The organism is Streptomyces canus (genome assembly GCF_001514145.1).
Taxonomy (GTDB): Bacteria; Actinomycetota; Actinomycetes; order Streptomycetales; family Streptomycetaceae; genus Streptomyces; species Streptomyces canus.
Window position 1 is genome coordinate 1 of record NZ_KQ948693.1, and the last position, 23,108, is coordinate 23,108.

The 23,108-nt window shown below is 67.6% G+C and carries 23 protein-coding genes and 7 pseudogenes; 15 read left to right on the forward strand and 15 right to left on the reverse strand.

Annotation, left to right across the window (positions count from 1 at the left end; genetic code table 11):
- Window positions 1–273: 273 nt before the first annotated feature.
- Both AQJ46_RS53760 and AQJ46_RS50225 read left to right on the forward strand, forming a co-directional pair.
- Window positions 274–456: pseudogene (locus AQJ46_RS53760) on the forward strand (ElyC/SanA/YdcF family protein); the annotation flags it as partial.
- A gap of 262 nt (window positions 457–718) precedes the next feature.
- Entirely contained in the window at window positions 719–1,459 is a 741-nt protein-coding gene (locus AQJ46_RS50225) for a DUF4232 domain-containing protein (protein ID WP_059212064.1), read from the forward strand.
- A 101-nt stretch (window positions 1,460–1,560) separates the two neighbouring features.
- Here AQJ46_RS50225 and AQJ46_RS50230 read toward each other — a convergent pair whose 3' ends face one another.
- Entirely contained in the window at window positions 1,561–2,022 is a 462-nt protein-coding gene (locus tag AQJ46_RS50230; protein WP_059212065.1) for a hypothetical protein, read from the reverse strand.
- Window positions 2,019–2,189 carry a hypothetical protein gene (locus AQJ46_RS56455; RefSeq protein WP_167368273.1) on the reverse strand — a complete coding sequence of 57 codons (171 nt, stop codon included), beginning with the start codon at window positions 2,187–2,189 and terminating at the stop codon, window positions 2,019–2,021. Before AQJ46_RS56455 ends, AQJ46_RS50230 begins: the two co-directional genes overlap by 4 nt.
- 251 nt (window positions 2,190–2,440) lie before the next feature.
- Between AQJ46_RS56455 and AQJ46_RS58265 the strand changes: the two are divergent.
- Window positions 2,441–2,581 (forward strand): annotated as a pseudogene (locus AQJ46_RS58265) (IS5/IS1182 family transposase); the annotation flags it as partial.
- 7 nt (window positions 2,582–2,588) lie between these two features.
- A complete protein-coding gene (locus AQJ46_RS55990) occupies window positions 2,589–2,891 on the forward strand; it encodes a hypothetical protein (protein WP_059212067.1) in 303 nt (100 codons plus the stop codon).
- Between the two features lie 385 nt (window positions 2,892–3,276).
- Here AQJ46_RS55990 and AQJ46_RS50245 read toward each other — a convergent pair whose 3' ends face one another.
- Together AQJ46_RS50245 and AQJ46_RS55995 are read right to left on the reverse strand one after the other, a co-directional pair.
- Complete coding sequence (locus AQJ46_RS50245; protein ID WP_059212068.1) at window positions 3,277–4,020, reverse strand: hypothetical protein; 744 nt, start codon at window positions 4,018–4,020, stop codon at window positions 3,277–3,279.
- Between the two features lie 23 nt (window positions 4,021–4,043).
- Entirely contained in the window at window positions 4,044–4,493 is a 450-nt protein-coding gene (locus AQJ46_RS55995; protein ID WP_159064268.1) for a hypothetical protein, read from the reverse strand.
- A gap of 287 nt (window positions 4,494–4,780) precedes the next feature.
- Between AQJ46_RS55995 and AQJ46_RS50250 the strand changes: the two are divergent.
- A pseudogene (locus AQJ46_RS50250) lies at window positions 4,781–5,116 on the forward strand (hypothetical protein); the annotation flags it as partial.
- Between the two features lie 480 nt (window positions 5,117–5,596).
- Here AQJ46_RS50250 and AQJ46_RS50255 read toward each other — a convergent pair.
- Complete coding sequence (locus AQJ46_RS50255) at window positions 5,597–6,322, reverse strand: DUF4232 domain-containing protein (RefSeq protein ID WP_059212070.1); 726 nt, start codon at window positions 6,320–6,322, stop codon at window positions 5,597–5,599.
- A 110-nt stretch (window positions 6,323–6,432) separates the two neighbouring features.
- On the opposite strand from AQJ46_RS50255, the gene AQJ46_RS56000 reads away from it, so the two are divergent.
- Both AQJ46_RS56000 and AQJ46_RS58705 read left to right on the forward strand, forming a co-directional pair.
- A complete protein-coding gene (locus AQJ46_RS56000) occupies window positions 6,433–6,603 on the forward strand; it encodes a hypothetical protein (RefSeq protein WP_159064269.1) in 171 nt (56 codons plus the stop codon).
- Window positions 6,604–6,987: 384 nt separating this feature from the next.
- Window positions 6,988–7,116, forward strand: coding sequence for a hypothetical protein (locus AQJ46_RS58705; protein ID WP_263972926.1), 129 nt, complete (start codon window positions 6,988–6,990; stop codon window positions 7,114–7,116).
- A 492-nt stretch (window positions 7,117–7,608) separates the two neighbouring features.
- Here AQJ46_RS58705 and AQJ46_RS50260 read toward each other — a convergent pair whose 3' ends face one another.
- From AQJ46_RS50260 to AQJ46_RS59350, 6 genes and pseudogenes are all read right to left on the reverse strand, one after another.
- Window positions 7,609–9,285, reverse strand: coding sequence for a hypothetical protein (locus tag AQJ46_RS50260; protein ID WP_059212071.1), 1,677 nt, complete (start codon window positions 9,283–9,285; stop codon window positions 7,609–7,611).
- 69 nt (window positions 9,286–9,354) lie between these two features.
- The gene (locus AQJ46_RS56005; protein WP_159064270.1) at window positions 9,355–9,603 is read right to left on the reverse strand and encodes a hypothetical protein; all 249 of its coding nucleotides are present in this window, start codon (window positions 9,601–9,603) and stop codon (window positions 9,355–9,357) included.
- Window positions 9,604–9,868: 265 nt separating this feature from the next.
- Window positions 9,869–10,801: an aldo/keto reductase gene (locus tag AQJ46_RS50265; protein ID WP_059212072.1), complete on the reverse strand. Its 933-nt coding sequence runs from the start codon at window positions 10,799–10,801 to the stop codon at window positions 9,869–9,871.
- 28 nt (window positions 10,802–10,829) lie between these two features.
- Window positions 10,830–11,221, reverse strand: a pseudogene (locus AQJ46_RS58275) (aldo/keto reductase); the annotation flags it as partial.
- Between the two features lie 383 nt (window positions 11,222–11,604).
- Window positions 11,605–11,886 (reverse strand): outer membrane protein assembly factor BamB family protein, encoded by a 282-nt coding sequence (locus tag AQJ46_RS59580; RefSeq protein ID WP_455770097.1) that lies wholly within the window; start codon window positions 11,884–11,886, stop codon window positions 11,605–11,607.
- Window positions 11,887–12,023: 137 nt separating this feature from the next.
- Window positions 12,024–12,266: an outer membrane protein assembly factor BamB family protein gene (locus tag AQJ46_RS59350; RefSeq protein ID WP_079072864.1), complete on the reverse strand. Its 243-nt coding sequence runs from the start codon at window positions 12,264–12,266 to the stop codon at window positions 12,024–12,026.
- A gap of 270 nt (window positions 12,267–12,536) precedes the next feature.
- Between AQJ46_RS59350 and AQJ46_RS50280 the strand changes: the two genes are divergently transcribed.
- Entirely contained in the window at window positions 12,537–12,968 is a 432-nt protein-coding gene (locus AQJ46_RS50280) for a hypothetical protein (protein WP_059212098.1), read from the forward strand.
- A gap of 459 nt (window positions 12,969–13,427) precedes the next feature.
- On the opposite strand, the pseudogene AQJ46_RS53775 reads toward AQJ46_RS50280, so the two are convergent.
- A pseudogene (locus AQJ46_RS53775) lies at window positions 13,428–14,141 on the reverse strand (IS481 family transposase); the annotation flags it as partial.
- A gap of 93 nt (window positions 14,142–14,234) precedes the next feature.
- On the reverse strand, window positions 14,235–14,600 hold the full coding sequence (locus tag AQJ46_RS50290) for a VOC family protein (protein WP_059212076.1): 366 nt from the start codon (window positions 14,598–14,600) through the stop codon (window positions 14,235–14,237).
- A gap of 92 nt (window positions 14,601–14,692) precedes the next feature.
- Between AQJ46_RS50290 and AQJ46_RS50295 the strand changes: the two genes are divergently transcribed.
- Both AQJ46_RS50295 and AQJ46_RS55165 read left to right on the forward strand, forming a co-directional pair.
- A complete protein-coding gene (locus AQJ46_RS50295) occupies window positions 14,693–15,658 on the forward strand; it encodes a helix-turn-helix transcriptional regulator (RefSeq protein WP_059212077.1) in 966 nt (321 codons plus the stop codon).
- Between the two features lie 422 nt (window positions 15,659–16,080).
- A pseudogene (locus AQJ46_RS55165) lies at window positions 16,081–16,233 on the forward strand (ATP-binding protein); the annotation flags it as partial.
- A 284-nt stretch (window positions 16,234–16,517) separates the two neighbouring features.
- On the opposite strand, the gene AQJ46_RS50310 reads toward AQJ46_RS55165, so the two are convergent.
- Window positions 16,518–17,123 carry a dihydrofolate reductase family protein gene (locus AQJ46_RS50310; RefSeq protein ID WP_059212080.1) on the reverse strand — a complete coding sequence of 202 codons (606 nt, stop codon included), beginning with the start codon at window positions 17,121–17,123 and terminating at the stop codon, window positions 16,518–16,520.
- Window positions 17,124–17,641: 518 nt separating this feature from the next.
- On the opposite strand from AQJ46_RS50310, the gene AQJ46_RS50315 reads away from it, so the two are divergent.
- From AQJ46_RS50315 to AQJ46_RS59355, 4 genes are all read left to right on the forward strand, one after another.
- The gene (locus AQJ46_RS50315; RefSeq protein WP_059212081.1) at window positions 17,642–18,220 is read left to right on the forward strand and encodes a TetR/AcrR family transcriptional regulator; all 579 of its coding nucleotides are present in this window, start codon (window positions 17,642–17,644) and stop codon (window positions 18,218–18,220) included.
- 128 nt (window positions 18,221–18,348) lie between these two features.
- Window positions 18,349–19,230, forward strand: coding sequence for an alpha/beta fold hydrolase (locus AQJ46_RS50320; protein WP_059212082.1), 882 nt, complete (start codon window positions 18,349–18,351; stop codon window positions 19,228–19,230).
- Between the two features lie 520 nt (window positions 19,231–19,750).
- Window positions 19,751–20,959: an RNA-guided endonuclease InsQ/TnpB family protein gene (locus tag AQJ46_RS50325; RefSeq protein ID WP_059212083.1), complete on the forward strand. Its 1,209-nt coding sequence runs from the start codon at window positions 19,751–19,753 to the stop codon at window positions 20,957–20,959.
- 60 nt (window positions 20,960–21,019) lie between these two features.
- The gene (locus tag AQJ46_RS59355) at window positions 21,020–21,343 is read left to right on the forward strand and encodes a DUF6193 family natural product biosynthesis protein (RefSeq protein WP_404828541.1); all 324 of its coding nucleotides are present in this window, start codon (window positions 21,020–21,022) and stop codon (window positions 21,341–21,343) included.
- A gap of 246 nt (window positions 21,344–21,589) precedes the next feature.
- Here the strand turns inward: AQJ46_RS59355 and AQJ46_RS50330 are convergent, their stop codons facing one another.
- The gene (locus tag AQJ46_RS50330) at window positions 21,590–22,141 is read right to left on the reverse strand and encodes a hypothetical protein (RefSeq protein ID WP_059212084.1); all 552 of its coding nucleotides are present in this window, start codon (window positions 22,139–22,141) and stop codon (window positions 21,590–21,592) included.
- A gap of 444 nt (window positions 22,142–22,585) precedes the next feature.
- Here AQJ46_RS50330 and AQJ46_RS58285 point away from each other — a divergent pair.
- A pseudogene (locus AQJ46_RS58285) lies at window positions 22,586–23,061 on the forward strand (IS5 family transposase); the annotation flags it as partial.
- Window positions 23,062–23,108: the final 47 nt, after the last annotated feature.

The window sequence follows — 23,108 nt, forward strand, 5'->3', positions numbered from 1 at the left end:
CCCTCCGCCTTTAGGCGGGGGAGGAAGTCAAGCAGGGTAGCGGCGAGCAGCGAGAACCGGACAACCTGCGGACGAGCCGGCGCTGCTGGCTGCGACTGCCGAGAATCCCGGTGGCAGCGTCGCCGAGATCGACCCGGCGTATATCGACGATCCGAACGGCTACGTACCTCCCGAGGTCATCCGCGGCGCGTGGGGACGGCTTGGGCGGTCTCGGGAACATCGGAAATACATAACGCTCCCCGGACCGCCCGGGGCAGGCCTGCCTCTGTCACGACTGGGAGCGGCGCTGCGGAGGCCCAGCTGATGGCGGGCACGGTGCTTCTCGAAGACCAAAGCGCCACGACGTGGGAGAACATCACGAACGTGATCCCACTGCTTGAGGATGCGGACCGCATCAAGATCGTCTCTCGACCAGCTCATGCGCTCAAGGCCCGGGCGTACTTGCGGCGGCAGCGGAAACAGTGCAGGTGGGCAAATACGCGCTCTGCGACAGAGCGTTGAGCGCATGCGGGTGGCCAGGTCGGCGGGCAGATCACCTCTCATCTTCAGCAGCGGCTCTCATGGGCGAGGAGTCATGGTCACGCCACGGCTGCCGGTTCGTGCGAGGGCTGTAACAAACGCGGGACGACGGTCACCCGGCTCCCCCGAGTGGCAAGACTAGCCATGTCGCGTACACATCGACCGACTCCGGGTCGGTCACGGGGGAAGAGGAAACGGCATGAACTCGAAGACGGTCGGAGCCGGTTCATCGCGTCGGGGCCTGCGTGGCGCCGTTCTGGGCGCGACCATGGTCGCGGCTCTGTTGACGGCCACCGCCTGCCAGCCCTCCGGGGGTGACGACAAGGCAGCCGCATCGCCGACCGCCGCCCCCTCGGGCTCCGCCTCGGCCGGGGGAAGTACGTCGGAGAGCACCGAGGCCTCGGGCGACTCCGGGACCGGCAGCAGCACGACGGGCGCGGGGACCGGGGACAGCGGCGAGACCGGCGGCGGCAATGGCACCGCGTACGCCGACTGCGAGGTCACAGGGCTCAACACCGGGGTCGAGCTTCAGGACGGTTCCGGGGAGACCCCCCGCCACTTCCTGCTGACCGTCACCAACAGCACCAGGACGCCGTGCGTCCTCAACGACGCGCCGCAGGTGCGGCTCAAGGCCGGCAACGACGCCCCGATCGTCGATACGCTCGGAGAGCCGGACACCGAACCCGTCGTCGTCGAGGGAGGCGGCAAGGCGTACGCCGGCCTGTACGTCTTCGGCAACGACGAGGGCGGCGAGGCGGAGTACGACCAGTCCGACCGTTTCACCGCCACCCTGGTCGCCGGCGAGGGCACTGAACTGAGCGGCACGCTCATCTTCGACCTGCCCGACGGCCTCGACACCGTCTCCGTCGACGACGCGGCGCGGGTGAACGGCTGGGCCGGCACCGAGGGACTGGCGATGCGCCCGATCATCCAGCTCTGAGAAGTGGCGCGGGGGACCGCCGCACGTCCTCGCCTAGAGCGTGTCTGTTTGGTGGGCTCATCAGTTGACGGCGATCTCTTACTAGAACTGGTGGCCGACGATCAGCGCAGCGACACCGCGAATTCGCAGTCCGGCCCCGCCCCCTGGTCAGCAGGGTTCGGGATCAACACGCTGCGCACGCCCCCGAATGGTTGGCGTTGTTGCTCCGACGCCCAGGCGAACAGGGTCTCGATGGCGATCTCGACCTGAGTCCCGCTGCGCCACCGTCCGGGCCCCTCCTGACGGACGAATGCCTCCTGGTGCGCGGGCTCGGTGCGGAGCGTGAGGTCGGGGAACCTGGCCGCGATCTCGTCCGCCTGGTCGTCAGGGACGGGCCAGCAACACTCGACCGGGTCGTCGCTGTCCCCGCTCACCTCCCCGTGATAGATCGAGAACGGCGCGCCGGCAATCCCCTCGATCCGGGGGACGCCACGGCCCCGCAACTGGTGGATGAACAGCTCCCGGATCATCTGTTCCAGTTCGTCCTGGTGCAGCCAGCACACCGGGCTGAGCCTGCAGGTCACCTGTCGTCGGCTACCTGGTCAACCGCGTCGAGCAGCGAGTCCACCAGTTCCTCATGACGCTGACGTTCCACACCCCGCAACGGGCTGGACAGCACAATGCCCTTCGCCTCGCTCAAGGCGGTGGGGACCGCTCCGAGCAGCTCTCGCGTAACGATGATCGAGTCCATCACGCTCACCCGCGGTCACTCATCAGCCGCTGCACGGCGTCCGTCCCTGCATTCGAGCCAAGCAGCGGCCTGCACTCCGTGACGAGAGCGGAGATCCGCTCAACGCGAGCTGGATCAAGCGCCATCGACTCCTCACCCCTCCAGTTGGTGCGGCCCAAAATACCCTGTCAAAAACCCGTACCGAGATCGAGAAATGGGGCCAAATCAGGCTGACGCGCGGGACAGTCAAGACTGACGATGCCAGGTGGCTGCGCTCCCGGAACATCGCCCCGCGGGTCGCGCGCACGGGTATCGAGTCCTCTCAGCGTCTGGACCGCCAGCGTTGGACCGTGGAACGGAAGGTGGCCTGGTTCGCAGGAGGCCGCCGTCTGTACCGCCGCTACGAGCGCAAGGTCGCCCGTGAAGGTCATCGGCTTCTGGAACGAAGACGGCTCCTTCCTCCGCGAGTCTGTCCAGGACATCGCGCGCCGCGTGGACGAAGTAGCCGTTGCCCACGTCTGGCAACACCACTTCCCCGATCGACTCGTAGAACGTCAGCAGATCCTCGAATCCCAGGAGCTCCCGACCGCAGTCACGGGCAGCCCGAAGGGCCTCTTCGTCGGCGACCCGGACCTCGTTCGTGCCCGGCTCGTAGCCGTAGGTCCCCTTGAACGTCGAGATCATGGAGCTCACCGCATCCGTGATCTCATCACGCCATTGTGACAGCCACCGAGCCGAGTACCGGAGTTGATCCATGGCCAACACGCGAGCCCTCCAGTTCCGAGGGCCGCCGACTTCGACCCGGGTGGAGCAGCCGGCGCGGTCGGTGTCGATCCAGTGCCGGAACTTGCTGCGCTCGTACCCGGTGCGGTCTTCGTCCTGTACGGGGAGCGCGGCCAGGGCTCGCGGACGGGCAGGGCGATCGTGTCGCCGGGGTCGGCGGCGTAGGTGGTGGCGTGGGTGAGTAGCAGGGCGGCGGCCGTGGTGCGTACAGCGGTGGAAGGCCACGCGCCTCCGTGCCCGGCTCCTGGCCAAGGACCTGGCTCAGCGGCCGGCCTCGGTACGGTCTCCCAGGAGCCCTTCGACGATCAAGCGTGGACGGGGAAGATCACAGCACCGTGAAACTGTCTTTCACCACGCTGAATGTCTTGAGCGCCTGGATCTCGACATCCGGCTGGTACCAGGTACTGATCTGGTAACTCCTGCCGTGCGCGTTGAAGCCGGTGAGCAGGGCGTGCCAACGCACCCCTCCCAGGTCGAAGGTGTATTCCCAAACCACTGACGGCCAGCCGCGGAAAGTGGCCTTCGTCAAACGGATCTTTCGATACCCCTGGCCCTGGTGCGCGTTCTGCTCCGAAAGCTTCCAGATCTTCATCAGGTCACCGTGGGCCGGTGCGGAGTTGGCCACGATCTCCTGGCTGCCGTCCGGGGAGGTGTAGTGCACCTCGGTGCTTGATTCCACATCGCGTCGCCAACCTGCAGGTGTAACCCAGGCGTAACTTCCGGCCTCCTTGTGCGCTCCTGCGGGCAGCGTCGAGGCCGCACCGATGACGACGGGTGAGGCCGCTGCCTTCTGGCCGTTGAGCGAGAACGAGGTGCCGAACCCGGCCGCGAAGACCAGGAGCGCGCAGGCGGCAATGGCCAGCCAGTTCTTGCGGACCGGCGCGGGAACGCCTCGGAATTCACTGATCGGACTGCGCCTGGCGTTTCCCAGCGGCTCCTCGTCGGTCAGTTCGATGTCAAGCAACGAGGCGAGATACCTGCGCCACAGCGGCCGGTCTGTGCGGCGTCCATGTTCGATGGCACGGTCCAGCGATTCCAGATCGCCGTACCCGGAATCGGTCAGGGACACCCAAAAGCGTTGACGAAAGTTCCTCATGGCTGTACCCCCGCCTCGCCCGACGACAGAGAGGAGTGGTGGGATGGTTCCCCGGCCGAAGCAGTGAAGTTGCTTCCGCTGACTGCAGCTTGGAGGGTTTTCGCGCTACCAAGTTGGCGCAGCAACGCTGGAGCCGAGGCGCCCACCGCAACTGCCGCGAACACTCCGGTCAGTTGCGGGGAGAAGATCCATCCGGCGCCTGCGCCGAGAGAGAGCCGGGTAACGGCCGCCAGTGCGTCGGACGGTGCGTCAATGTACTTGCCGAGCCGAGGTAGTTGATCTCTCTTTCTGTCCTTCGCCAGGGCGCGATGGCGGGCGGCTTGCCACGTTGCGACGCGTCCGTAAAAAACCACGATCTCCACGACCAGGCCGCCCAGCCCGCCACACGTGATGGACGTCGTCCACGGCATAACCAATCCCCCTAGGCAATGCTGCGGCTGATTCATGTTCAGCATTCCAGAGTGGAGGTTTGTCGGGGATGGTAACGACGCAGAAGTTCTTATGACTTTTGTGGATATCTGATCCGTCCGTGCTGTCCTCGCCGCAGCCATCGCCCTGCTGCGCCAGGCGGTGGACACGCTGCCCAACCTGGCGGTATGGCCCTTGAACAGGACCAGGACACCGCTACCCGCGACGCAGCCGTGGCCACGGTCCGAGAGACTGTGGAGGCGGCCCCGTCCACCGACGTTCGGGCCAGGCTGCGGCTGTCCCTCGGCCGCCTGCTGCCGTCCCGAGGCTTGACCTGACCCAGGACTTCACCTCGGGCGGCACCACGCTCGTCCCCGCCGGCACATCCGTGGTCGCCCGCGCCCGGGGTTTCAACACCTATGACGCCGGGCGCCCGACAGACGACACTGTCACGGTCAAAGATCAGATCACCGGCACCACCGGGGCACAGCTCCGCGTCCACCCCACCGTCCATGCCAAGACCCGTGAGACGCGGACCGTCTACGACTGGGCACGCGGCCTGGCGACCCAGACGGTCCAGGACCCCGGGGGCCTCGCCATCACCACCGTCACCCAGTACGACGAGCAGGGCCGCGTGACGAAGGAGATCTGGCCCGGCAGCCCGGCAGCCCGGCGGCCTCGGCCGGCAACCGGAAGGCTCCGGACAGGGAGTTGGACAGCGCGGGCACCCCGATGAGGCAGGCCAGGCACTTAAGCCGATGTTGCCGGGGCGCTCCGGGTCGCCGGGAAGTTCCTTGTCCTCTTCACTCGTGGTCTGGAGGAAGGGCTTCATTCGCTCGGTCTGCGGCAGCCCGTCGTGCTGGTGGTGGCGGAGTGGTCGCCCGTGTGCAGGTGCCGGAATTCTCGCCACGCGTCGCATAGGTCCGGTCCGATGTCCTCGACGATGTGCAGAGCCCAGTCCAGCAGCGCCGTCCTGGTGGCAGCTTCGATCCTGGGGTGGGCGATGACGTTCTGTGGGCGGGGCGCCAGGCCGCATCCATGTCATCTACGACGGACCGCCACCATCGGTGGTCGGTGAGAACTGACACCGCTCCCCTCGACATCGTCCTGCTGCGCGCGCTGGTGCCGCGGCTGGAATCGGTCAAGAAGGCCTCATGGCCGATACGGCGGTGACGGTCACGGTGTCGTCGCACTCGGCGAACTGCCCGTCGTCCAGGGCCACCTGGTGCGCCCCGGACCCCGGCAGCCGGACGACCATCGTGGGATACACCACGGGCGCCGAACCGGACACGCAGTACCCGTCGGCCTCTCCCTGCACCTGCACGAACGTCAGCTTCACCCACGCCGTGCCGCCGGGGGCCACCTTCACCGGCGCCGCGGCTCCGGTCGGCTTGATGGTGAGCGGCACGTTCATCTCGGGAGAGCCGTTCCCGGCGCCGGCCACCGTGGGGTGCCCCTTGAGGACGCACGTCCGTCCGCCCACGTTGGTGAACTCGACGACTGCCGCCCCGGTCCCCGTACCGGCAGGCCGCACGGCGGCCTGCCGGGCGGTCGCCTTCAGACTGCCCGCGGAACAGGTCGCCGCCGAACCGCCCGGAGCGGGTGCGGACGACGGGGGTGCGGAGGCGGCGGGCGAGGAGGAGCCGGGCCGGGAGGCGGAGGGCGTGGAGGGACCAGAGGCGGAGCTGCCGGGCTTCGGGGCGCCGGGCGTGGAGGAGACCGCTGAGCTAACGGCCCCGGACGGGGTGACGCCGCCGTCTGCGGCGTCCGCGCCGCCACCACCGGGCTGACATCCTGCCACCGCCAGCGCCGCCGAAGCCACGACGACCGCCACCGCCGAACCGCGCATTCCGTTCACGTACCGCATGCTGTCCCCCGAGTCCCAGTTGTCCGGAGCACGGCTCCTCGCCGCCCTCGCCGAACCAGACAAACACGTGGAGCCGCCAGTTCTCCCGCAGCCCGACCTGTGACCCACCGGTGACGAAATCCGGCCACAACCACCGTGGAACGCCCCGGCAGGCCAAGCTCCTGACCCGCGGCCTCCAGACCGAGGGCGTCGTTCTCGCGCACCAGACGCATCGGTTCGATCTCCAGCGCCATGGCGCCCACATCGCCCGGGTCCGGCCCGGCCCGGCCACCATGACGTGACCGGTCAAAGAGGCGCCGGCCCCGGTCACGGTCCACCGTGACGCGTGCGCGACACTCCGAGGCAGAGCGTGAACCGAACCAGGGACGCTCGAAGAACCCAGCGACCTCCGCCAACTCTCCTGCAATACAAAGCGTGTTCGAGGTGCTCGGGAGGCGTTCGGCTACGGCGTTCCGTAACGCGCGACGCCCACCGCTGACGGTATGGCTGCCGCACCCGGCAGCAGCCCGAGCGGTATACCGCCGCCCTCGACCGCTCTACCCCCACCGTCCACGGCCTGCCACAAACTGGACACTCCGCCTGCTCGCCCCGGTGGCGCGCAGTGAACGCAGCACGCGGGATCGCCGAGTCGAGCACCGGTCAACCCACGCCCAAGGACCAACCCGATGACCAGCTACCAGCTCCGTGACAGCACCACCCGTCAACTCCTCGACCGCGACCCGGCTGACTACGCCGCGGCCGAGACCGCCCTGGACCGTCTCGACGACGAACTGGAGCGCGGCGGCCAACGGTGAAGGCGCCGGCCGCATACGGCTGCGCCTGGACGTCGAGAAGGTCACCGACGGCGCCACCGAGGCCGTCGAACACCACGTCCTGCTCCTCGGTGTCGACGACTCCGTCGGCCCACTGCCCTCTCTTTAGCCGACGAGCATGCTCACTCTCCGCGAGACTCCGGTCGGGAAGCCGGCGTCTCGCCCCCACACCCCTCGCCCCAACGCGGACCGCCTGCCCGGGCCACCACGGTGACGCCCGTCGCGTCAGTCGGGCCGGCGGGCACCGCCATTGAGGCCCGACGACCGGTACCCGCCCGGACCGCGCCGCAGGAACTTATGTGACGCGGCGACGGCTTCGCCAGCCTGGCTGCCGCTGACGCCTTCGATCCTCATCGCGTGGCCGCCGGGGAAGTCACTTCGCGCAAGCTCGGGCCGCGGCTGAGCCGCTCGCAGCCGCTTTGGTCATCACAGGCACCGCGAAGTCCAGCCGCCCGACAGCCACTCTGCGGGGGTTCATCGGACGTCGACGTAGTCGGTGACCCGGGCGCTTCTGAGGTAGTGGTCTCCGGTCTCGCGGCTGAGGGCGATGGCCCAGGTGCCGTCCTTTTCGGCGGTCACCATGCCGATGAGGTGGCCATGTTTGTCGCTGCCCAGTTCGCAGACGTAGTGGTAGGTGGTGGAGCCGCGGGGTTTGAAGTAGAGGGTGGGGGAGCCGCCGCTGAGCGGCTTCCAGGTGGTGCCCTTCTTGTACTGGAGGGTGCCGCCGAAACTGATCGGTTGTGACTTGCGGACCGGGTCGGGATGGGCACGGAAGCCGGTGATGCGGGTGGCGTAACGGTAGAGGTGGACGGGCTTGGTGGTGCTGGTGCCCAGGTCGGGGTTGCCGTTGAAGCGGGCGCGCCACCAGGCGTCGGTGTTCCGCGTGGTGAGGGTACGCGCGAACGTCTCGTCGAAGAGCGGTTTGTTGTAGCGGACGGGGACGGGGATGGTGGTGGCGTCCCTCCAGCCGCTCTTTCCGTCCTTGGAGTACTGCAGGGTGACGGTGGGTTTGGCGGGCCACTTCGCGCGCGGATCTTCGTAGTAGACGTACCCGGAGACATGCAAGGACGCGTCGTCGTTGAGGGAGGCGCTCATGCCGAGGTGGGTGGTGTATGCGACGTGCAGGCTGAAGGGCTGGGTGGCGACCTGCTGGAAGGGCATGTAGTCGGTGCCGACGACGAGTTCGGCGCTCGGCGCGGGGTTCTCCGAGGAGACGTGCAGCGTGTATGCGCCCTGGCTGCCGGTGGTCGTCTCGCCGGCCACGAAGTCGGCATTCCCGTGGGCGTCGAGGCCGCGGAGGGTGATGTCGGTGTGCGGCAGCGGCTGCCAGCCGGAGGCGGTCTGGATCTCGGCGTGGCCGGTGATGGTTCCGGTGGCGCCCTGCTTCAGGTTCAGGGCGTGCGTGCTGGCCGAGAAGCGGACCGGCGCCTGAGTGGTGTGCAGGTACTGCCGGGCCGTCAGCAGGTCGATCGCCCCGGGATAGGTGGCGGAGGCCTGAGGCGCGGCGGACAACTGGAACGAAGGCTCGGTGGGTACGAAGGCGGTGGTGAAGCGGCCGCCCGCAATGGCGGTCGCGCTCACCTGGCTGCGCCCGGTGTTGACGGCCACGGGGATGCCCTCGGCTGAAGCGGGCGTGTCGGGGAGGCGTGGATCGGCGACTTCGACGGTGCCGCTGACGGAGACGTTCTGATGGAGGTAGTCCGGCGCGCTCGGGGTGGCGGTCAGGTCGGAAATCGTGACGATGGTCCGGTACTGCAGGATGTGGGGCGAGAGGGCACCGGTGACGGCGGCGCCCGAGGCGTCCTGCAGGTCGACGGTCACGCGGTAGTCGCCGAGCTGGGCCAGGTGGACGGGCGCCCGCCACGTTCCGGAACGCGCGTCCTGCCCCGAGTACTGGGTGAAGTCCTCGGTCGATCCGGCTTCCGGGGTCCCGTCCGGCGCGTCCAGCGGATAGAGGTGGGCCGTGATCCGAGTGATCGGGCTGTCGGAGTGTGCCGTCACGAAGAGCTTGCCCGGCTGGTACCAGCCGTCGGCGTCTGACAGGACGGGACCGCCGGCTGCGCCGTCCGCGTGGGCCGGGGAAAGGCCCGTGAACAGGGAGGCGGAGAGCGCGGTCGCTGTGGCAGCCGCCAGGAAGGTATTGCGTCTCAAGATTGTCCCCCCAGGGAATCGGTCGACTGCCCGCGAGAGCGCGAGGTTCGACTGGCGCGCTTGGGTGGGTCAGGTGATCGAGAACTGTAGCGGTGTGCTTTCGGCATGCCGACGTGGGGGCGTGTTGTCTTCGTCCTGCGAGATCGACAGGCGCTCGACCGAATGGCCTCGGTCGAGCGTCTGAACGTGCGTCAGTCGGTCATGAACGTGGCCCTGCCCAGTCTCCAGCTTGATCTGCATCCCGGCCGGCAGAGCCTGCTGTGGATGGCCGACGCCTACACCCTCGCGCTGGCCTGCTGCGTCTTGATCGGCGGCCACGAGACCATATCGATCGGTCCAGCACTCACAACTCGGCAGACCGTCAGCGTGGCCATCGCCCGGCCTCGACCGTGCTCCGCCTGCGGTTTCCCCGCGCTTTCAAGAGTCGGCAGTGCCCCAACACTGAGTCGGAGACCGTGTCACGAGAAGTGCACCGGAGCCCCACGAAAGTGACGCGGCCACACGTGGCCACGGCATTGCCGCAGGGATCCTGTGCTGTCAGACCCAGCAACCGAACGGAAGGATCCTCAGGAAGGGGTAGAGGCTAGGGCACCCTGTATCCGGCGGCGCGGAACAGTTCGTACCATTCGGATCGGGTGAGCGGGAGGTCGGAACCGAGCGCGGCGGCCGTGACGCGTTCTGGCGTGGTCGTGCCGAGCACGACCTGCATCTGCGCGGGATGGCGCGTGATCCAGGCGACCGCGATCGCCTCGGCCGGCACGCCGTACTTGTCGCTCAGCCGGTCGATCACCGCGTTCAACTCGGGGAAGCGTTCGGAACCGAGGAACGGGCCGTCGAAGAATCCGGCCTGGAAAGGCGACCAGGCCTGGATGGTGATGTCGTGCAGGCGGCAGTAGTCGACGACTCCGTCATCACGTACGACGGACTGATCGAGCTCCTGCATATTCGCGGCAACGCCCTGCGCGATCATCGGCGCGTGAGTGATCGACAGTTGCAGCTGGTTCGCCACGATTGGTTGCGTCACGTGCTTGCGCAACAGGTCGAGCTGTCGGGGTGTCTGGTTGGAGACGCCAAAGGCGCGCACTTTGCCTGCCGCCGACAGCTCATCGAAGGCGCGGGCCACCTCTTCCGGCTCGACGAGAGCGTCGGGACGGTGCAGCAGCAGGATGTCGAGATAGTCCGTGCCCAGTGCCTGGAGTGAACCGTTCACGGACTCGATGATGTGTTTGTGAGAGAAGTCGAAGTACGGCCCGTCCTTGACGATGCCGGCCTTCGACTGAATGACGAACTGCTCACGCTCCGACGAGCTGAGCTTCATGGCTTCGGCGAAACGACGCTCGCAACCGTGGTCGTCCGAGCCGTAGACGTCGGCGTGATCGAGGAACGTGATGCCGGCGTCGCGCGCAGTGTTCACCAGCCTGCGCACCGCCTCGTCGGTCATGTTCTCGATGCGCATCAGGCCGAGGACGACGTTGGGGACCATCATGTTGGTGCCGGGCAGAATGAAGGTCTTCATGTGACTCTTTCGCTGTGACTTGAACGTTTCAGACGGAAGAAAGTACGAACTGGTCAGCCGTGGGCTCGAAATCGGACCCGGCTGCGGAGCCGCGGATGCTTGCGGAGCGCGAGGCCGCGAGGTCCTTCACGTTCGCGATGCCGCCGAGCGGGCTCCAAGGCAGGAAGGAGAGGCCGAGCTTGGTGCACTGTTCGAGTTCTCCCAGGCTGGAGCGGAACGCGGGCGAGAACTGGTCCTGCATCGACATGAGCCGACCGCCGAGCACCTCGCGGGCAACGTCGATCTGCGAGACGCCGGCGTTTGAGATGCCGGCCATCACGACGACACCCTCGTCGAGCAACTTTCGTATTGCACCCACAGGGACGGCGGGCTCGGTCGATGGAACCGGCAGGGACCGATCGCGTCGACGCCGAGCCGGCGGGCGGGCGGTGCCTGATCACGGAAACGGTCCGGTCGTCGAGAGGGCGATGCTGCATGCGTTTCCTCCTCCCGGACGCCTTGGCGAGTGCGCGGTGCAGTGCGACGTCGCGTGCTCACTCTAGAAATCGCCGATCTAGAAATCCAACAGCTATTGGTTCTGATATTGAGAACTGTGGGATGTGAATGGATCTGCGCCAGACGGCGTGCGTGCCTGCGATCGCTGAGTGCGCGACTGCCGTAGCGGCCACGCCCCTGCACTCTGCTCCCCATCCGGGGAGCCCGAGGCTCGCGGAAGACGACATGTCGCCCTCACCCTCACCGAGCCGCGGCTCTCCACGATCCACCCCACCGCGTGGCGCTCGCGGGTTTTCTGGACGCGGGGGTCAGGTGTGAACCGCGTGCAGGAAGTTGTCCTGGCTGCTGACGTACACACTTCCGTCCGCCACCACGGGCGGCGAATTCACCTTTCCGCGCGTGTGCAGCCGACAACGTTCCTCACCCGTGGCCGCGTTGACGGCCCGGAGCGACATGTCCTCGCTGCCGATGTACACGGTGTCTTCCGCCACCGTCGGCGACGATTGATGAGCGGCGCCGGTCTCCTGCTTCCAGCGTTCCTTCCCGGTGGCCGCATCGACGGCCCACAGGTACCAGCCGTTGCTGCCCAAGTACACGGTCCCGTCGCCGACCGCCGGCGTGGGCCATGTGTCCCTGCCGTAGGACCGCTGCCACCGCCTCCCGCCGCTGGCGGCGTCCACCGCGATCAGGCCGCGGTCGCCGCCGACGTAAAGGGTGCCGTCGGCCCCTACCGGTGAGGTGTGACGCGGAGAGCAGGTTTTCGCCCCCGCGGCCTGTTTCCCGTGGCGGCGTCCACCGCCCACAGGGAATCGTCGGGGAAGCGGACGTAGACCCGGCCGTCGGCCACCGTGGGGGAGGTGAACTGGCCGTAGGACCGTGGTCGGCGCGGCCGTAACCTCTGCTTCCACCGCCTGCGGCCGGTGACCGCGTCCACGGCCCAGAGGAATCCGTTCCGGAGGGCGCGAGGGATGTGCGGGCCGCCCCGGACGCGGCCGGGAGCGGCGTGCCCTGACGGTCGACACCAGCAGCGACACCTGAGAGCGGGCCCTCGCGGTGCTGCGGTTTGCGTAGGTCGGGCTCTTTACCAATGTCTCTTGAGGAGAAACGGCCACGGACCCGTTCGCTCCGCGTCCGGGTTCCGTAACCGGTGCCCGTGGCCTACAACGCTGGTCGGGTGACGACGGTCAATCCTTTCGTGGTCGACAAGCTGTTGGAGCTGTCGACGAAACGGGGGATTCACATGAACATCATTCAGCGTGCCGCAGCGGTCGGAGCGGTCACAGCTGCCGTGGTCGGCGCCCTGGGGGCCGTCGCACCGCAGGCAGCGGCGGCGACGCCCCTGGCGAAGTACAACGGTGTCTGCGGGGCGGGCTACACGGTGGTCGACTCGGCACCGGTCGGTACGGCGGGCACGGTCTACCTGACGTACAACCCGTCGACCGGACAGGACTGCGTGGTCACCGTGCGCGCCCGTCCCGGCACCGCCGTGTCCATGCTGGCGGCGATCACGGACGCCCAGGACGTCGACCCCGAGTTCGATGACGGTCTCTACACGACCTACGCCGGTCCGGTGTACATCGGCCACCCCGGGCATTGCGTGAGCTACTGGGGACGGATCTCCGGCCAGAGCGGCGGAGCGAACAACGTGCACTGCACGCCACTGACCGACTGAGCGGTCTCGCTTTGTCTCTGGCGCAGGACAGCCGAGGCGGTCCAGCGTGATCCGCAGGTGGGCAGCGTTCGGCGACCCGGACCAGTGCGTTGTGCCCGCGCTCGAGGTCGGGGCCGGTCGGTCCGTCCTCGTCGCTGATGCCGAACTCATGGCATTGCACCGGGACGCTGGCGCTGCCGCGTGCGGCCTCGTCGCTCATCTCAGCCCTCTGCCGCGCTGCCTACGTGAGTGCAGGGTTGCTCGGCGCTTGATGGTGGCTGGGGTCGTATGTGTCCAGCGCGCATGGGCGGACCCCGGGTATTTGCGTCCGTTTCATGCGGTGTGGAGCAGCCAGCGTTGCAGGGTGGTGTTGATGCTGGAGGGCAGGGCGCTGAGCTGGTCGATGGCGTCGCGGTCCTCGGGCCGGGGCGGGATGCCGGCGGCGGTCAGTGCGGCGTGCAGGGCCAGGCGGTGGTGGTCGCGGGGGTGGATGAGGATGCTGAGGCGCGGCTTTCCGGCGGCAGCGCTATGCGGCCGGTGGTAGTTGCAGTGGATGTTCCACACCACGATCGCGGCTGACCGAGCGTCCTCGTTGGTGAACTGGTGTGTATGGCGTGGTTCTCTGATGCCGGGTGCCTTGCCCGACGATGCGGGCGAAGTCGCCGGAGCGGTAGCAGGGCAGCCGTCGCGCTCTTCTCATCGCCCAGCGGTTCTGTGTAGGCGAGCCGTGAGAAATTGTCGACGACGGAGTGCAGGTAGACGTAGCCACGTTTTGCCCCGGCCGACTTCGCCCGACGAGCGGCCTTGGCATGATCGCTGTCCCGGCCATGGATCCGCCACCCGTCGCCATCAGGGATCAGGCCGTCCTTCTTCACATCCAGGTGCACCATGTGTCCGGGCCAGCGGGCAGTGATCTTCCCCGGCTTCCGGTTGTACTCACCGCCCGGGTCGATGAAGCGGCGTTCGCCGAGGCCGAGCCGGGTAAGGTGGCGGCTGACAGTTCGCCGGGCGATCACAAAACGGAATCCGGTACGGACTCGACGGCCGGTGTTGCAATCCCGCATCACCGTATAACCGCCGGCGATTTGCCCACTTGCTGGCGCATGCGCGACAGATACGCACCTCAGCGGCGACGTGGCCAATGGGACGTGTCTGGCACCGCTTCACGAGCCGCCTACGGCCCTCGACGCTCAGGGGTGCATTTCGCGTGGGGCACTCGACATCCTCTCGAAGTCGGACGACGGCAGGCGCGACACCTGTCGTGCGCGCCTGCCGCATTGCGGCCTTTCAGCCCTTCGGTGCGACGCGGATGCGGTTCCCGTCAGGATCGGCTGCGAGGAAGGTCAGCCCGAACCCCGCATCATGAGGCTCGCGCAGGATCGTGACCCCGTTGGACTTCCACTGCTCAAAGGTCGCGTTGAGCTCGTCGGGTCCACTGTCGATGGCCAGACAAACCTCACTGGTGCGCGGGACGTCCGGTGACAGATCCTCGAACTGGCCGGACCACAGACCGAGGTCAGCGCCTGGCCCGAGGTCGAAGGTGATGTATCCCGGAGTCTCGAACGAGGGGCTCATGCCGAGGAGGCCGCCGTAGAAACGAGCCGCGGCGGGAGCGTCGTTCACGTAGACGATGGACACGACGGATGTGGTCATGGTTGTTCCTTCTCGCAGGTGGTAGGTACGCATCCACCACCCTGACCAAGATATGCGCCGCATCGTGTCGCAATTCCTGAAAAAATTGGTGTGTGACCCCAGATCGCTTCTTCACCCTGATGGTGCTCCTCGAATCGAGGGCTGCCGTGACCACACAGGAACTCGCCTCAGCGCTCGGGGTGTCCCTTCGAACCATCACCCGGGACCTGAACTGGCTCCGCGACGCCGGTCTGCCGGTGACCGCAAACCGGGGCCGCCTCGGAGGCGTGACCATGCTGCCCGGGTCCGGGCTCGACCTCACGCGACTCACACCGGGCGAGCGTGATCATCTGTCGCTCACTGGGCTGGATGAGAAGCAACGTGCGGAGCTCAACGCATCGGTCGAAAGTCGGCGCGCGCTCTCCAAGGTTGCCGCCACACAGCCACGTCGAGTTCATGAGCTCCTGCCGCTCACCGACGTAGTGCACGTGGACAGCCGTCCCTGGCATCAGGCACGAGCTTTCGGCACGACTCCAGCTTCGCTGATCGGCGCAGTGCGGCGAGGTCGCCGGCTACGGATCGAGTACGACAGCCCACGCGAGTCATGCCCACGCGACGTGGTCGTGGATCCCTACGGGCTGCTCGCCAAGGCCGGCATCTGGTACCTCGTCGCCGAGTGTGCCCGGATGCCACGGATGTACCGACTCGAACGGATCACGACGTGGAAGGAAGTCGATCAGCCACGACGGATCCGCGAGAGCCAGACCCTGGCCACCGTCGCTGCAGCGCTCATTGCTCAGTGGGAACAAAACCATGCGATAGAGGTCAGCGCCACCATCGACCAGACCCAGATCGAGCGAGCGCAACGGATCTTTGGCCTACGACTCGTCCGGGACGACCATGAAGAATCCGCCACCGGCCACAAGGTGACAATCCGCTTCCTGTATCTGGAGGACGTGCGAGCACTACTGCCGTTCGGGAGCGCCATCACTGTGCACGGCCCCACCGAAGCCAGGGCTCACCTTCGCGACCTCGCCACCAATCTCGCCCACCACTATGCGCTGTCACCCACGCCCTGACCCGCAACACCTGTCCGCCGCCGCACTTGCGACTGCCGCGATCGTCGGGGCGGTGACGCTGCCGGCGTCGGCGGCCGACCACGCCCGGCGCTTGCAGGTGTTCTCCGGGAAGTCGCGGCCGGACTTGGTCAAGTTCCTGTCCCTGGTGCGCGCGTTGGGCGGTGCCCCCCGCCAGTGGGAGCCGTCTTGGCACAGACCCGCTGCCGAGGAAGCGGCTCTGTCGACGAGGAACCACCCCTGAGGCTCCCGGGGATCGAGGATGAGAGCGATGACTCCGGCGCTGACACCATTCGGCCCGAGCTGGACTGGGACCTGCGCCAGCACGTCTGGCGCCGTCTCGTGCGAACGGCCGTCGCCTGGTTGGTTACAGCGGTCACCCGTCCGGCCCGGAGGCGTCGGGACCCGGCGGCCGGACGCCGCGCCGCTGCGGCACCGAGATGCTCTTCCAGGTTCTGACCGAGAGGGAGGAGAAGAACAGCATCGCGATCGCCTCCAACGAAGCGATCGCGGGCTGGTCAAAGACCTTGACCGACCCGAGGCTCTACGCGGCGATCGTCGACCGACTCACCTTCAACGCCCCCCGGAGGTTGCAGGTCGGACCGCGGCGGGCCCGATCGATCACGTCAGCGTGATCGAGGGCGCCTGCTGGCCTCGGGGCCGGATGGGTCGACGTCCCCGACCGGCCGTCCTGACCATCCTCACACGCGCCAGGGACCCGTAGCAGTCCTTGCGGCTTGTTACCGGCCCGGCCCGTGTCAGCCAGAGGAATCAAGTGGAGTGAAGAGCGCGTGTGAGGGCCCAGCGACCGAAGCCGCCGGCGCCGGCCTGGTGGCCGTCCAGACCGGCGGACGGGGCGACGTCACGCAGGGACGCCGAGCGGCGGGTGCTCGAGCACGCGGGGCTTGTACTCGACCAGCTGGATGCGGCCGTCGAAGGTGCGGTGCTCGATCATCTCGAGGGCAACGTCCGGATAGCCGTCGTAGATACGTTCTTCGCCCGTGGCCCCGGTGATCACTGGGAACATCACGACCCGGAAGCGGTCGACGAGTCCGGCTCGTAGCAGGGACCGGCACAGGCTGAGGCTGCCGATCGTGCTGAGGAGCCCCGAGCCACTCGACTTCATGGCGCGGACCGCCTCGACGGCGTCGTCGCGGACAAGCGTGGAGTTGGCCCACGTCAGTGGCTCCTCGAGTGAGGAGGAGAACACCACCTTGGACGCTTGCGTGAGCTCGTCGACGGACGCCTCTTCTTCGGGCCGGAACTCGTCTTGGCCATCGGGGACCTCGCCTGCGGCGAAGCCCGACATCAGGCGGTAGGTGTTCGCTCCCATCAGATAAGTGGCCTCGGGCTGCTTGCCGAGCCATGCGAGGTACTCCGGGCCCTCGAGGCCCCAGAACCCGGGCCATCCCTCTCCCGATGCGTAGCCGTCGAGGGAGGTGATGAAGTCGACGAGAAGCTCCGACATGGCGGTGTCCTTTCCTGGGGTGTTACGAGCTTGGACCGGCCGGGAGCCACAAACTCATCGGGCGCGCTGTGGAGTAGCGAGAAAAACCCCTGACGCTGCAGCCGATCAGGTCGGCGGGGCCTCGCTGCCCGACGTCGACAGCGGGTGCTTCCTTCCTCCACTCACCTGCGACGGCGGCGGAGCACTTCCGTGCGTACGGCCACGCTCCGAGGTCACCGCGTCCTGCTTGCAGGAGTGGCCGGGGGGGCCATTTCATATTCCCACCCCCCCTGAGGGGATCCCCAGACCTGCTCACAGTGCTCACCACCTGCGGGGCGCGGAACAGAGGATGTGGCCCCGCGCTCCCCAGGGGAGGCATGCGAACCGCAACTGCCTGGGCCGCTACAGCGTCCGGCCTGCACCAACCGCGTGACCTGGCTGCCGCTGCTTCGGACCAGGCCGACCAGCGGCTCAGCGTCCCGTCAGTCCACCGTTCACACTTTCTTGATCGTGCGATCCAGATAAGTTACGGTGGTGCCATGGCAAGGACCCGGGAGTTCGACACCGAGGCGGCGGTGAGCCGCGCGATGGAGCTGTTCTGGACGCGCGGCTATGAGGCGACCTCGGTGCGCGATCTGACCCAGCACCTGGGGATCGGGCAGGGGTCCTTGTATGCGGCGTTCGGCGACAAGGACGGCCTGTACAGGGCCGCGTTGGAGCACTACCGCACCACCCTCGCTGCGGCCGCCCTGCGCAGTCTGGAGGAGAGGGCGGACGCCCGCGCGGCGATCCGTACGCTGCTGACGGAGCGGATCCGCATCGCCGTCGGGCACGGCGGTCAAGGCTGCCTGGCCGTCAACGCCGTCTGCGAGCGGCTGCCTCAGGACGTGGCGACCCGGCGTACCGTGCGCGACATGCAGGACGCGAGCCGGGAGGCGTTGACCGAGGTGCTGCGGGCCGCGATGGAGCGGGGTGAGATCGCTGCGCGGCACGCCCCAGACACGGTCGCCGCGTTCCTGGTCACCTTCCTCAACGGGCTGCTGGTCTCCTCGAAGATCACGCCAGATGCCTCCGTACTCGAACCCCTCGTGGACGTCGCGCTGACCGCTCTCGACTGAGGGGTCCGCGGCCTCGGCCAGGCGTTTGCCGCACCCCGAATCCGTAACGATCGATCAAGAAACTGGGGCGCCCACCCCGCCACGACGACAAAGCCCCCCAGCACCCCCAGACGGAAAGCACCCACGTCATGATGTACGACCACACCACAACGCCCCTGCGCACCGGCCGTGCCGCCGTCAACGGAACGAGTCTGCACTACCGCACAGCCGGGTCCGGCCCCGCCGTGGTGCTGCTGCACGGCGTGCCCAAGACCAGCTACCACTGGCGCCACCTCATCCCGAAGCTGACGCCCCATTACACCGTCGTCGCCCCGGATCTTCGCGGTCTCGGCGATTCCGCGCGCCCCGCGGACGGCTACGACTCCGCGACGATGAGCGACGACGTCGCCGAGCTGATGACCCACCTCGGACACGAGACGTACGCGGTGATAGGCGAGGACTGGGGAGCGGTGATCGGTTACCAGCTCGCCGCCCGTCACCGCGACCACGTCAACGCTCTCGTGTTCGCTGAGGCCCTGTTCCCCGGCTTCGGCTTCGAGGACCACACCGCCCTCACCCCCGAGAACGTCGCCAGCGGCCTGCACCTGTGGCATCTGGGCTTCTACTTCCAGCCGGACGTACCCGAGATGCTGATCGCCGGGCACGAGCGCGAGCTGATCACCTACATGATCAAGTTCGAGCGTAGCCACCCCGACACCGCCACCCCCGACGCGGTCGACGAATACGTGCGCTGCTACTCCATGCCCGGCGGTATCCGCGCAATGCTCTCGATATACCGGGCGATGCTCGTCGACGCCGAACAGAACCGGCAGTCCGCACAGAAGAAGCTGGACATCCCGGTGCTGGCGCTCGGTGGTTGGGCCTTCATCGGCGACCGCAACGAGTCCCAGATGCGGCTGATGGCCCACGACGTCACCGGTCACACCTTCAACGCCGGACACGACCTCGCCGAGGAAGTACCCGACGAGATGGCCGACGTGGTCTTGCCGTTCCTGGCCGGGAACTCGTAGACGGGCCAGGCCGCGATGCCGGCCGTCCGACGTGGACGGACCGACTCGGCCCGTCCACGTCGGACGGCCGACGGCTGCGGCACTTTGATCCGGAGTCATCGAAGGACACGTAAACCGGGTGAAGACGCTCAGCGGGCCATGTACGGCCGAGCCCCGTTCCGACTCCACCGGATACGCATTCTCACCCGGCCATGATCTTCGTTGTCAGAGCACCGGTTTCAGGAAACGGCCGCGACACTATGACAGTGGACGCGAATGACAAGACCTGCGATCAGCAGTTGCCCCTGCCTCCAAGACCAGTTCTGCCAGACATGGCTGCAGCACGCAGGCGCGGACCAGCTGATGTTGTCGAGGCTCATCGGGTCTGTCCTTCGTGGATACTCCGGCCTTTGGGTCGGGGAGGAAACGAAGCTCCTGCGGAGCAGGGCTGGGGGAGCCGGTTCGCCGTCAGGGCGGACCGGCGTGCGCCGTCCACCGGCCGACACCCGCCGCTCGCATAGGGGTTGATACGGTGTGAGATATGGCGGAGCAGGTCAAGCGGGCGTTCAGGTACCGCTTTTACCCCACCGGCGAGCAGGCAGCTGAGCTGTCGCGCACGTTCGGCTGCGTCCGCCTCGTCTACAACAAGGCGCTCGAGGAGCGCACCCGGGCCTGGTACGGCGAGCAGCGCCGCATCTCCTACGTGCAGTCCTCGGCCGCGCTCACGGAGTGGAAGAAGACCGAGGAACTGGCCTTCCTGACGGAGGTGTCCTCGGTCCCGCTCCAGCAGGCGCTGCGCCATCTTCAGACGGCGTTCGGGAACTTCTTCGCCCAGCGCGCGAAGTACCCGCGCTACAAGAGCCGCAAGAAGTCCCGCGCGTCGGCCGAGTACACCCGCAGCGCCTTCACCTGGCGCGACGGGCGCCTGACTCTGGCGAAGATGGCCAAGCCCTTGGACATTCGCTGGTCGCGTCCCCTGCCCGACGGTGCCGAGCCCACGACGGTGACGGTGTCCCGCGACGCGGCCGGACGCTGGTTCGTGTCCCTGCTGTGCCAGGACAGCATCGCCCCGGCCCCCGCCACCACAGCGGCCGTCGGCCTGGACGCCGGGATCACCTCCCTGGTGACGCTGTCCACCGGGGAGAAGGTCGCCAATCCCAAGCATGAGCGGCGGGATCGCGCCCGGCTGGCCCGCGCGCAGCGGGAGCTGTCGCGCAAGGCGAAGGGCTCGGCGAACCGGGAGAAAGCCCGTGGTCGCGTCGCCAAGGTCCATGCGCGGATCGCCGACCGGCGCCGTGACTTCCTGCACAAGCTGTCGACTCGTCTCGTCCGCGAGAACCAAACGGTCGTGATCGAGGACCTCACCGTCCGCAACCTGCTGAAGAACGGCACGCTCGCACGCGCCATTTCCGATGCGTCGTGGACGCAACTGCGCTCCATGCTGGAGTACAAGTGCGCCTGGTACGGGCGTGAACATGTCGTGATCGACCGCTTCTTCCCCAGCAGCAAGCTGTGCGGGAACTGCGGGACGGTCGCGGCGAAGCTGCCGCTGAACGTCCGCGTGTGGACGTGTGATTGCGGCGCGGTGCATGACCGCGACGTGAACGCGGCGCGCAACATTCTGGCCGCCGGGCTGGCGGCGTCTGCCTGCGGAGACGGTGTAAGACCTCAACGGGAGTCTTCCCGGACGGGGCAGTCGTCGGTGAAACAGGAACCCCAGCGGGCGACCGCTGGAATCCCCCGCCTTTAGGCGGGGGAGGAAGTCAATGGCAGTGCCTACAACTCAGCTGGCAATGGAGGCAATCAGTACATCAGATCCGCACGCCCGTATCCGGGCATTGTTCCGCTGCTGGAAGCTGCCTCCGTTCAACCACGACTCCGGCGGCTGTATCCGTTCACCAGCCACTTCGCCCTGCTCTTCAGCAGCTCCACCGGCTACCCCTGGACTGTGCAGGCCGGATCGATCGAGCCCTTGCACAATGGACGTTTCAGAGTTCTCCGACGCAGTCCTTTCGCGGTGATCGGCGAAGTCGATACCGCCGAAGAAGCTGTGGCCCTCGTGCTTGAACTCCTCCCCACCGACCCCGAGCCCGTCATCACCGCCTCCCCGATTGACAGCGGGGCCAGGTGGTGAGTGACCGTCAGCGTGCGTGCGCCGACACCGCATAGCCCTCGGTCTGGCGGAGCACCGCGCCGCCTGGGCCGGCCGGGACTGGGATCAGGTACCCCTACGTGATCTGGTCCGGGGCCAGCTCGATGGGCGGTGTCCCGGCCTCGCGCGTGAAGCCGCAGGCGGTAGTCGCCGGGACCATGGGACGGCCTGGACGGCAACGAACTCATGCTGGACCGATCGCCGAGTACTGCCTGACCGTATGCCACTTCACAGCTGGCACGGGTCGGTGAGGCCGGTCACCGGGACACCGGAACGCCGGGAGATCAGCCTGGCGAGCCCACGTACGTCGCTGTAGGTGGTGTTGAACCTCCACACAGGTTCGTGATCGGCCACCTGCGACGTGAACGCCACCTCGTAGGCGAAGGCGCTGCCCGCTGGGAGCGAGCCAATGGCGAACTGCGTCTTCTGGCCCTCGATCGACCGGATTCTTGACCACGCCACGCTGACCACGCGCCTGCCGGCGGCGTCGACGAAGCCCTCCGAGAACAGGTAGAGCCCCCCACGCACGCGCCGAAACCAGACATAACCCCATGTGGCGACGGTCAGCAGGCCGACCACCACAACGCCGCGGCCCCAGACGTTGTCCGGCCCGTTGACCAGGAAGTTCAGGACGACGACGAGGATCACCAGACACGCCGCCGCCCCGCCGAGTCCGGGGCGGCGGCGCACCCGCTGCTCGAACTCGCCGAGGTTCTCGCGGGCGGCGCGGGCCAGCACGCGGGGCGCCGGCGTGTCGGTTGCCTTGCTCGTCCCGGCCATCGGGCCATGGTAGCGAGCCAACAGCTCTTGGCTTCGAACGAGTCGATTGGCGCCACCTGAGCTCGCGTGGGGTGCCAACCGCGGTTTCAACCGCCCGCGATCGCGACCGGGTCGCTGCCGTTCTGGGCTCGCTGATACGTATGTTCGATGGCAGGCGGCGACTCCGGTGGGATTTAAGCAGGGCAGTCGGGACGCGTCGTGAGGATCCCCGAGGCAGAACCTGCTGTTCGAGCGTGGCGTGACCGGCTGGACCCTTCAGCCTGTGTGGGTGTTCCGGCCCACGTCACCGTCCTCCTCCCGTTCCTCGACGAGGCCGCATCGACAGCGGTGCCCTCGCAGCTGTCGGAGAAGGGCCCTTCGAGGCCCGGTTCGAGCACTGCGGGCGACTCCCGAGGATCTTGTGTCTCCTCCCCGAACCGGACGTCCCGTTCCGTCAGCTCACCGAGGCGGGGACGAAGCTCCGTTGACCGGGGCAGGACGGGCAGCAAGCACCACCTGATCACCGACGCCACCGGTATCCCGCTCGCCGCCACCTTGACCGGCGGCAACCGCAACGATGTCACCCAGCTGATTCCGCCGCTTCGGGCGGTGCCGCCGGTGCGAGGAAGCGCGGCCGGCCCCGGCACCGCCCGGACGTGGTGCTGAGCGACCACGACTACGACCACGACACGTACCGCAGCCTCGTCCGGGATCTCGGCGTGAAGCCGCTGATCGCACGTCGGGGCACCGAGCACGGCTCCGGACTCGGCACCCAACGCTGGGTCGTGGAGCGAGCCTTCGCCCACCTTCACCGGTTCCGCCGCCTGCGGATCCGCTGGGAGATTCGCGACGACATCCACGAAACCTTCCTCACCCTCGGATGCGCATTGATCTGCTGGCGACGCCTGAACTCCCGACAGGAGCTTCAGAGGGCGGAATGAGAGTGCATAGGAGTTTTGTCGTCGCCTGAAGGTGTGGCGGTGCGGCG